The sequence below is a fragment of the Rhizobium sp. 01T444 genome (genome assembly GCF_056398305.1).
This window is the reverse complement of record NZ_JBFTPD010000401.1, coordinates 1-524: the sequence shown is the minus strand read 5'-3', so window position 1 is coordinate 524 and position 524 is coordinate 1. Positions and strand designations below refer to the sequence as shown.

Genomic DNA, 524 nt, shown 5'->3' with positions numbered 1-524 from the left:
TCTACAACCTCAGGATTGCAACCAAGTTGCTCATCTCCTTCGTAGCCGTGCTGGCGCTGACCGCATTGCTCGGAATCTTCTCCGTCATCGAGCTGGCGAAGGTGAACCAGGCCTCGACGGAGCTTGCCAGGGACTGGATGCCCAGCACCCGCGTGCTGCTCGAACTGAAGTCGGGCATGGCGCGCTATCGGACGCAGGAACTGCAGCACATCCTCTCGGACAACCCGGCCGACTTCGCCACTTACGAGAAGTCGATGAACACGCTGTGGACGCAGGCGCAGAAGGACCTTGCGGACTACCAGAAGCTCGTCACCACGCCCGAGGAGAAGGAGACCTATCCCCAGCTCGTGAGCGCGATGGCGGCCTACGCGCCGCTCCATGAAAAGATCATCGCCGCGTCGCGCGCCGAGAAGAACGAAGAAGCCAGGGCCCTGACCCGGGGCGAGTCGCTGCGCCTGAATCTCGAGATCGGCGCGATGATCGACAAGCTCGTGAAGGTGAATGTCGAAGGCGGCGACAAGGCC

The 524-nt window shown here is 62.2% G+C and carries 1 protein-coding gene; it reads left to right on the top strand.

Annotated features, from left to right (window positions below; all coding sequences use genetic code 11):
* Nucleotides 1–14: 14 nt before the first annotated feature.
* Nucleotides 15–524: MCP four helix bundle domain-containing protein (locus tag AC1DTN_RS39150; protein WP_477925631.1), on the top strand; the 510-nt coding region annotated here is incomplete at its 3' end.